At 41.9% G+C, this 7,461-nt stretch carries 7 protein-coding genes and 4 tRNA genes; 9 read left to right on the forward strand and 2 right to left on the reverse strand.

All coding sequences use genetic code 11. The features are described 5' to 3' along the window. The first annotated feature begins 147 nt into the window (after positions 1–147). The 9 genes from B3E92_RS06510 (at position 148) to B3E92_RS06550 (ending at position 5,760) form a co-directional block, all read left to right on the forward strand. Positions 148–2,316 carry a M1 family aminopeptidase gene (locus B3E92_RS06510; RefSeq protein ID WP_070563296.1) on the forward strand — a complete coding sequence of 723 codons (2,169 nt, stop codon included), beginning with the start codon at positions 148–150 and terminating at the stop codon, positions 2,314–2,316. Between the two features lie 59 nt (positions 2,317–2,375). Further along, positions 2,376–3,131 (forward strand): UDP-2,3-diacylglucosamine diphosphatase, encoded by a 756-nt coding sequence (locus B3E92_RS06515; RefSeq protein ID WP_070563293.1) that lies wholly within the window; start codon positions 2,376–2,378, stop codon positions 3,129–3,131. Further along, the gene (locus B3E92_RS06520) at positions 3,113–3,703 is read left to right on the forward strand and encodes a Crp/Fnr family transcriptional regulator (protein WP_083295835.1); all 591 of its coding nucleotides are present in this window, start codon (positions 3,113–3,115) and stop codon (positions 3,701–3,703) included. The genes B3E92_RS06515 and B3E92_RS06520 overlap by 19 nt, the downstream gene beginning before the upstream one ends. A gap of 66 nt (positions 3,704–3,769) precedes the next feature. Beyond that, positions 3,770–4,099, forward strand: coding sequence for a DMT family transporter (locus B3E92_RS06525; protein ID WP_070563291.1), 330 nt, complete (start codon positions 3,770–3,772; stop codon positions 4,097–4,099). Between the two features lie 98 nt (positions 4,100–4,197). Continuing rightward, positions 4,198–5,271 (forward strand): peptide chain release factor 1, encoded by a 1,074-nt coding sequence (prfA, locus tag B3E92_RS06530; RefSeq protein ID WP_070563288.1) that lies wholly within the window; start codon positions 4,198–4,200, stop codon positions 5,269–5,271. Between the two features lie 73 nt (positions 5,272–5,344). After that, a tRNA-Asp gene (locus B3E92_RS06535) sits at positions 5,345–5,418 on the forward strand. Between the two features lie 59 nt (positions 5,419–5,477). Continuing rightward, positions 5,478–5,554 (forward strand) — tRNA-Asp (locus tag B3E92_RS06540). A 31-nt stretch (positions 5,555–5,585) separates the two neighbouring features. Next, positions 5,586–5,659: transfer RNA gene (locus B3E92_RS06545), tRNA-Asp, on the forward strand. A gap of 24 nt (positions 5,660–5,683) precedes the next feature. Continuing rightward, positions 5,684–5,760: transfer RNA gene (locus B3E92_RS06550), tRNA-Asp, on the forward strand. 63 nt (positions 5,761–5,823) lie between these two features. Here B3E92_RS06550 and B3E92_RS06555 read toward each other — a convergent pair. Beyond that, the gene (locus tag B3E92_RS06555; protein WP_046672314.1) at positions 5,824–6,045 is read right to left on the reverse strand and encodes a (4Fe-4S)-binding protein; all 222 of its coding nucleotides are present in this window, start codon (positions 6,043–6,045) and stop codon (positions 5,824–5,826) included. A 62-nt stretch (positions 6,046–6,107) separates the two neighbouring features. Next, complete coding sequence (locus B3E92_RS06560) at positions 6,108–7,349, reverse strand: MFS transporter (RefSeq protein ID WP_070563286.1); 1,242 nt, start codon at positions 7,347–7,349, stop codon at positions 6,108–6,110. Between the last annotated feature and the right edge of the window lie 112 nt (positions 7,350–7,461).

Consider the following 7,461-nt stretch of genomic DNA (forward strand, 5'->3'; position numbering starts at 1 on the left):
GTTAGCATCCAAACTACCTAAATCAAAGCGAATAAATAAACAAAACATGGGCCGCTCATAGTAGCGTTAGATACATTTCTGCAGCGTATATTTTTATCACAACCGAAATTTCTTTAGATTTATTTAAATCTTGAAAATACTATAACCATGTTTAAAAAAGTCATATACCTTTCTTTGTCGATTTCCATTCTTCAAATCGGAATAAGCGAAGCACAACAATTACCTATAGATCAGCAATATCGAGCCACCCCTACCAAGATCAATGATCTTGTCCACACCAAACTCGATGTACGTTTTGACTATACAAACCAATTTCTGAATGGCAAAGAATGGGTCACTTTACAACCCTATTTCTACCCAACAGACTCCCTCCGCCTTGACGCAAAAGGCATGGATATTAAACAGGTATCTTTGGTCAATGGCACACAAATGATTCCCTTGAAATATACCTATGATGATCACTCTCTACTGATTAAGCTCGACCGGAATTACCTTGCAAAGGAGCAATATACAGTATACCTCGATTATACCGCAAAGCCCAATTTATTGAAGGCGCGGGGCAGTGCAGCAATCAACGATGCTAAGGGGCTTTATTTTATCAATCCAGATGAACGCACACCCAACAAACCTCGTCAAATATGGACACAGGGCGAGACTGAAGCATCATCAGCCTGGTTCCCGACAATTGATCGCCCCAACCAAAAGACGACGGCTGAAATCTCCATGACCGTTCTTGACAATTACGTCAGTTTATCGAACGGTGCATTGAGCAATCAACAGAAAAATAGTGATGGCACACGTACAGATACCTGGAAAATGGATTTACCACATGCCCCATATCTATTTATGATGGCCGTTGGTGATTTTAAAATCTATCAGGACAAGTACAACAATATCCCCGTTGACTACTACCTTGAACCGAAATATGCACCCTATGCCAAAGATATCTTCGGAAAGACACCGGCCATGATGGATTTTTACAGCAAGACTCTAGACGTTCCTTACCCTTGGAATAAGTATGCACAGATTGTCTGTCGCGATTATGTCTCAGGCGCCATGGAAAATACAAGTGCAACCCTACATGGCGAACATGTACAAAAGACAAAACGCGAATTGTTGGACGATAATCAGGAGGGAACGATTGCCCATGAACTGTTTCACCAGTGGTTTGGCGATTTGGTAACAGCAGAATCTTGGTCCAATTTGACCATGAATGAATCTTTCGCTACTTTCGGCGAGGTTATCTGGCGTGAGCACGATGGTGGTAAAGATCGTGGCGATAAATCTAGATTTGAAAAACTCCAGTCTTATCTCAAATCGACAAAAAATGGAAAAAGTCCGACTTTAGCCCGTTATTATTATCATGATAAAGAAGATATGTTTGATAATATCAGCTATGCAAAAGGTTCATTGATTCTCTATGCTTTAAAAGAACAAATGGGTGATGAAGCGTTCTATCAATCGCTGAAAAAATATTTGACAGACAATTCCTTTAAAACCGGCGAACCGCAACAGCTCCGTCTAGCGATGGAAGAGGTGACCGGAAAAGACTGGGCTCCGTACTTCAATCAATGGTATTACCAAGGTGGGCATCCAATTTTGAAAATCACGACAAGAAACGGAGAGAACAGTATCATCCTGAATGTAGCCCAAATTCAAGATTCAACCGTGCAGACATTCCAGCTTCCCTTAGCCGTCGATATCTATACGAAAAATGGGAAGGTCAGACAGACCTTTCAACTCAACAAGCGGAATGCCCAATTTATGATTCCTTTACCTGCTGCTGTTGAATTTATTGATGTCGATCCCGAAAAAACACTCGTTGGTCAAATTCAAATCGATAAGTCAGATGCCGACTATCTGTATCAATATGAGCATGCACCTTCATTTGCTAACCGCGTCGGTGCGATTGCATACGCCTCAAAAAATCCGACAAATACCATCAGCCAGCAAATCTTAACAAAAGCATTGGCGGATACCGATGCGGATCTTGCTGCAACAGCAATTCAAGGGCTCGATTTAAGCAATCCCACGGTTCGCAAATCAACAGAAAAAACAATCTTGACACTTGCGGAGAAATCCGAAGCCTCTGTCATCCGCGCCTCTGCGATTCAAAAGCTCGCACAGACAAAAGATAAAAAATACAAAAGTCTAATTCTGAACGCTGTAAATGACAAATCTTATATGGTTATCGCAAGTTCAATCATGGCGATAAAAAGTGCTTATCCCGATCAACTTCAGCAGTCTTTGAAGCGCATTGACCCCGATGCCACGGAATATCTAAAGGCGCTCATCACCGAATTATCGAAATCATAGCAAATTATATTGTGGCGGCGAATTTTGTATTCGCCGCCATTTTTTTTAGTTTTGGCCACATGTCAACAAGAACAAAAATTTATTTTGCCTCCGACTTTCATCTTGGATCTTACCCCTTGGAACGTTCACGGGAAAGGGAGCTGCAAATTATACAGTGGCTGGACCAGATCAAAACAGATGCTGCGCAGCTCTATCTTGTTGGTGATATTTTTGATTTCTGGTTTGAATATGCCACGGTTGTCCCGAAAGGCTATATCCGCTTTTTGGGTAAATTAGCCGAAATTTCGGATCTCGGCATTCCCATTACTTTATTTAAAGGAAACCACGATATGTGGATGTTTGACTACCTCAAAAAGGAATTAAATGTTCAGATCATCGACAATGAGCTGGAATTAAAACTCAACGGAAAACACTTTTATATTCACCACGGCGATGGATTAGGTTCGGGTGATTACAAATACAAGGTACTCAAGAAAGTATTTCGGAGCCGTCTCTGCCAATGGTTATTTGCGCGGTTGCACCCAAATTTTGGAATCGGAATCGCGACACGCTGGTCCAAACATAGTAGGCTTTCGAATAATGAGGACGAAAAGTTTTTGGGTGAAGACAAAGAATGGCTGATTGGCTATGCAAAGGAGCTGGAGTCAACCCAACATCACGACTATTATATCTTTGGCCATAGACATCTTCCTTATGATGTTGAACTCAACTCCAATAGCCGTATTCTAAATTTAGGGGAATGGATCAATTACCATACCTATGCAGTATGGGATGGTGAAACTTTACGTTTGGAAAAATGGGCGAGCAAATCCTAATTTCTTTATCCGATTGCCTGAACGGTTACCACTTTCTAACGCCTGAAAGTGCTGTAAAATTGGAGCAGGTCAGTAAGAAAATCACAGCGAAAAGAAATAGCCTGCTGATCGAACAGGACAAAATTCAAAAAAATCTCTATTTTCTGGCTTCCGGATTAGCCCGCGTTTACTACGAGACGGCCAACCGTCAGATTACCCTGGATTTTGTTTCACCCGGTGGAACGCTCATATCCATGAATAGTTATGTCCATGATACCCCAGGTTATGAAAATATAGACCTTTTGGAGGACAGTGTTGTTTATCAGATAGACCAAAAGCAACTTTTTGATCTCTACGAAAGTGATATTGCCATTGCCAACTGGGGAAGAAAGATGGCTGAACTTGAATTTATCAAGGCCGAGCAACGAACCATGTCCAAGCTCTTTAATACTGCCCAAGAGCGCTATGCCGAGTTACTTCAAAAATACCCTCAATATATTCAACGGATCAAACTTGGTTACATCGCCTCCTATCTCGGTGTCAGTCAGGTTACCCTAAGCCGGATTCGCGCAAATATTCACACAAATTTTTAACATTTGTAAAAATTATTATCGCCCTAAAGCCGGATCTTTGTATCGAAACAAAAAATCAAAAAAGATATGAACTGGGTATTTTTAATATTGGGTGGATTATGTGAAATCGGCTTTACGACCTGCTTAGGTAAAGCCAAAGATGCGACCGGAAATGCGCAATGGCTCTGGTACGGTGCCTTTGTCGTATTCTTATTTGCAAGTATGGGCTTATTGATCAAAGCTACACAGACACTTCCCTTAGGCACAGCTTATGCTGTTTGGACCGGAATAGGTGCAGTAGGTACCGTTTTAATGGGGATCATCTTCTTTAAGGAGCCCGCAGATTTTTGGCGCATATTCTTTATTTTCACGCTGATTGCTTCCATCGTGGGACTAAAAGCAGTTTCCTCTCATTAATAGCAGGCTAGGTTGTTTAAAAGCAACAAAATTTCCTTACTTTTGTACACTCAATAGTAATCTAGGTCATACATTCCTAGAAGAAGCATTTTTGATATATGTTAGATAAATTACAAGCGATAAAAGAAAGATGGGAAGAAGTGGAAGCTGAATTGAGCAACCCTGATACCATGCAAGATATGAAACGTTTTGCCAAATTGAATAAAGAGTACAAAGATTTGGGCAAAATCGTGGATCAGTACCATATTTACAAGAATATGGTGAGTAATATTGATACCAATAAGGACATCATCATGAACGAGAAGGATCAAGAACTTCGTGAGATGGCTAAAGAAGAATTGGATCTTTTATACGTAGCAAAAGAAGAAAAAGAAGAAGAAATTCGCTTAATGTTGATTCCTAAGGATCCTGAAGATGCGAAAAATGCCATTATCGAAATTCGTGGTGGATCAGGTGGTGATGAAGCAGCCTTATTCGCTGGCGACCTTTACCGCATGTACACACGTTATTTCGAAACCAAAGGCTGGCGCAACGAAGTAATGGACGTTACCGAAGGAACTTCTGGCGGTTATAAGGAGGTGATCTTAAAAGTCATCGGTGAAGACGTTTACGGACAATTGAAATACGAATCAGGTGTACATCGTGTACAACGCGTTCCGGATACGGAGACACAGGGTCGTGTACATACTTCTGCAGCATCTGTTGCAGTTCTTCCTGAAGCTGAAGATGTCGATGTTGAGATCAATCCGGGTGATATTGAATTACAGACTTCCCGTTCAGGTGGTGCTGGTGGACAGAACGTCAACAAGGTTGAAACAAAAGTGCAGTTGACGCATAAACCAAGTGGTATCGTTGTGGTTTGTCAGGTAGAACGTTCCCAATTAGCCAACCGTGAGTTAGCGATGGAGATGTTGCGGAACAAACTTTACGAGCTCGAGTTGAACAAAAAGAACGGCGACATCGCTGCAAAAAGAAAAACTTTGGTATCTACTGGAGACCGTTCGGCAAAAATTCGTACCTATAACTACCCACAAGGTCGCGTAACGGAGCACCGTATTGGAATGACGATGTACAACTTACCGGCAATTATGGACGGTGATATTCAAGGTATTATCGATGCATTGCAGTTTGCGGAGAATGCAGAGAAGATGAAAGACGGTCAAGTAGATTAGTTTTTTTTCAAAAAATCTTTGCAGATACGTAAACAAACGCTATATTTGCACACCTTCTGAGGAGAAGGGTTGAGGTCTGGTAGTTCAGCTGGTTAGAATACATGCCTGTCACGCATGGGGTCGCGGGTTCGAGTCCCGTCCAGACCGCTTCAAAAGAGAGAGAAATCTCATATGTTCTTTAACAAAATAAGTTTTTAAGATTTTTAGGTCTGGTAGTTCAGCTGGTTAGAATACATGCCTGTCACGCATGGGGTCGCGGGTTCGAGTCCCGTCCAGACCGCCAAAAATTATTAAAAACAATCCTTAAGATTTTAGGTCTGGTAGTTCAGCTGGTTAGAATACATGCCTGTCACGCATGGGGTCGCGGGTTCGAGTCCCGTCCAGACCGCTAAAATTTTAAAAACACATTGTTGGTCTGGTAGTTCAGCTGGTTAGAATACATGCCTGTCACGCATGGGGTCGCGGGTTCGAGTCCCGTCCAGACCGCCAACAAGAAAAGCATCATTTATAATTAAATGATGCTTTTTTTTTGCCTTAACAATACAACAACTATTATTTTTTCAATTCGTACTGAAGTGCTCCAGAAGGGCAATGCTTGATCTGTTCAATCAATTCCGCTGTACTGGCATTTTGGGCTGTGATCCAAGGCCTATCTTTCGGATGATACACATTTGGGAGACTCTTCACGCAAACCGCAGCATGTGCACAGCGTTCAGGTATCCAAAGAACGGTTATCTCTCCATTTGGATGTGGATATCTAACTATTTTTTCCATAATTCCATCTCTCTTTAGCAATTTATATTTTAAGAACTAATAACGATAAGAACAATTTTGTTTTAAGAATTGGCTTTTCGCTTTTTAATCATACTGCTCACCCGGTAGATCATAAAAATACCGATGATAGAGAGCAGAATCACACTCATCCCCAATGTAGGATAATGTTCCAAGGGGCTTTCTTTTGTTTCTTGAACAATGATTACACCTGCTAGCGAAGCTGCCACACCTCCTGCCAGCTGCTGCAACGATGAACTGATACTCATAAATGCACCCCGATCTTTCATCTCCGGAACAGCCGTGATCAAAGCGGAAGAAGGCGTCATCCGACTTAAAATGCCCGCCATCATTAAAATGTTTAAGATAACAACAATATAAAATGGAGTAACGCCTAGGTTCGTGTAGATAAATACGACAACCATGAGCCAAAGGGAAGCGAACGCGAAAATCTTAAACTTATCGTAACGGTCGCTCAATTTTCCGACGATAGGCATAATAATCAATGAAGCGATACCCGAAATCATAAACAACATCGGCAGCTGCTCGTGGCTAACTTTGAGGTTATTGACTGCAAAAGCACTTCCAAAAGGCATCATCATATAACCTCCAATGGATAGCAAGGCTGTTGCAGCAAAGCCGATACGATATTCTCGCTGTGAAAAAGTCAGCCAAAGGTGCTTTAACGCAGATTGATGTTTCTGAAGACCGATATGTGCTGTAATCGGAATGAGTTTAATTGCAATGATAATGACAATAATTAAAGCCATCACGGCAATCCATAAAAAGGCACTATGCCAGCCCCAATTGTTTGCGATATACAGACCTATCGGAATGCCTAGGACCTGGCTGGCGCCAAAGCCCATCTGTACAAAGCCCATCACACGTCCACGTTGCTGAAGCGTAAAGATATCGGTGATAATAGCCATGGAGATCGAACCAATGACCCCTCCAAAGAGGCCCGTGATAATTCGAGCAGCGACCAAAGTCCAATAATCGTTGGCAAAACTACAGCAGAAAGTTCCGATAATAAAGCCAGAATAGAAAAAAAGCAGCAGCTTCTTTCGATCAAAACGATCGGCAAAACCCGCGGTAAGCAGCCCCGAAGCACCCGCGCTAAAAGCATAGGCCGAAACCGCAATGCCAAATTGAGCTGGTTTGAGATCGATGGCTTTCATCAGGATATCCCCCATCGGTGACATCACCATAAAATCAAGCACGACCGTAAATTGTGTCATGGCCAATAAAAAGACCACCAGTTTTTGGTATGCCGTAAAAGGCGCATTATCAAGTTTATTTATTTCCATACTGTCCGGTTTGCCTCGGTTTAAACTGGCCTAAAAATACAGAAGTGCGCGAACATTATATGTAATAAGTTTGCAAAATTATCGCCCGAGACCTTACCTTACCTTACCTTAC

Source organism: Sphingobacterium sp. UBA6317, from assembly GCF_002440385.1.
Lineage (GTDB): Bacteria > Bacteroidota > Bacteroidia > Sphingobacteriales > Sphingobacteriaceae > Sphingobacterium > Sphingobacterium multivorum.

What these genes read in the sequence shown, in the direction of transcription:
- B3E92_RS06510 (WP_070563296.1), top strand. Translation starts at nt 148, where the DNA reads ATGTTTAAAAAAGTCATATACCTTTCTTTGTCGATTTCCATTCTTCAA.
- B3E92_RS06525 (WP_070563291.1), top strand. Translation starts at nt 3,770, where the DNA reads ATGAACTGGGTATTTTTAATATTGGGTGGATTATGTGAAATCGGCTTT.
- B3E92_RS06515 (WP_070563293.1), top strand. Translation starts at nt 2,376, where the DNA reads ATGTCAACAAGAACAAAAATTTATTTTGCCTCCGACTTTCATCTTGGA.
- B3E92_RS06560 (WP_070563286.1), bottom strand. Translation starts at nt 7,349, where the DNA reads ATGGAAATAAATAAACTTGATAATGCGCCTTTTACGGCATACCAAAAA.
- B3E92_RS06555 (WP_046672314.1), bottom strand. Translation starts at nt 6,045, where the DNA reads ATGGAAAAAATAGTTAGATATCCACATCCAAATGGAGAGATAACCGTT.
- B3E92_RS06520 (WP_083295835.1), top strand. Translation starts at nt 3,113, where the DNA reads ATGGGCGAGCAAATCCTAATTTCTTTATCCGATTGCCTGAACGGTTAC.
- prfA (WP_070563288.1), top strand. Translation starts at nt 4,198, where the DNA reads ATGTTAGATAAATTACAAGCGATAAAAGAAAGATGGGAAGAAGTGGAA.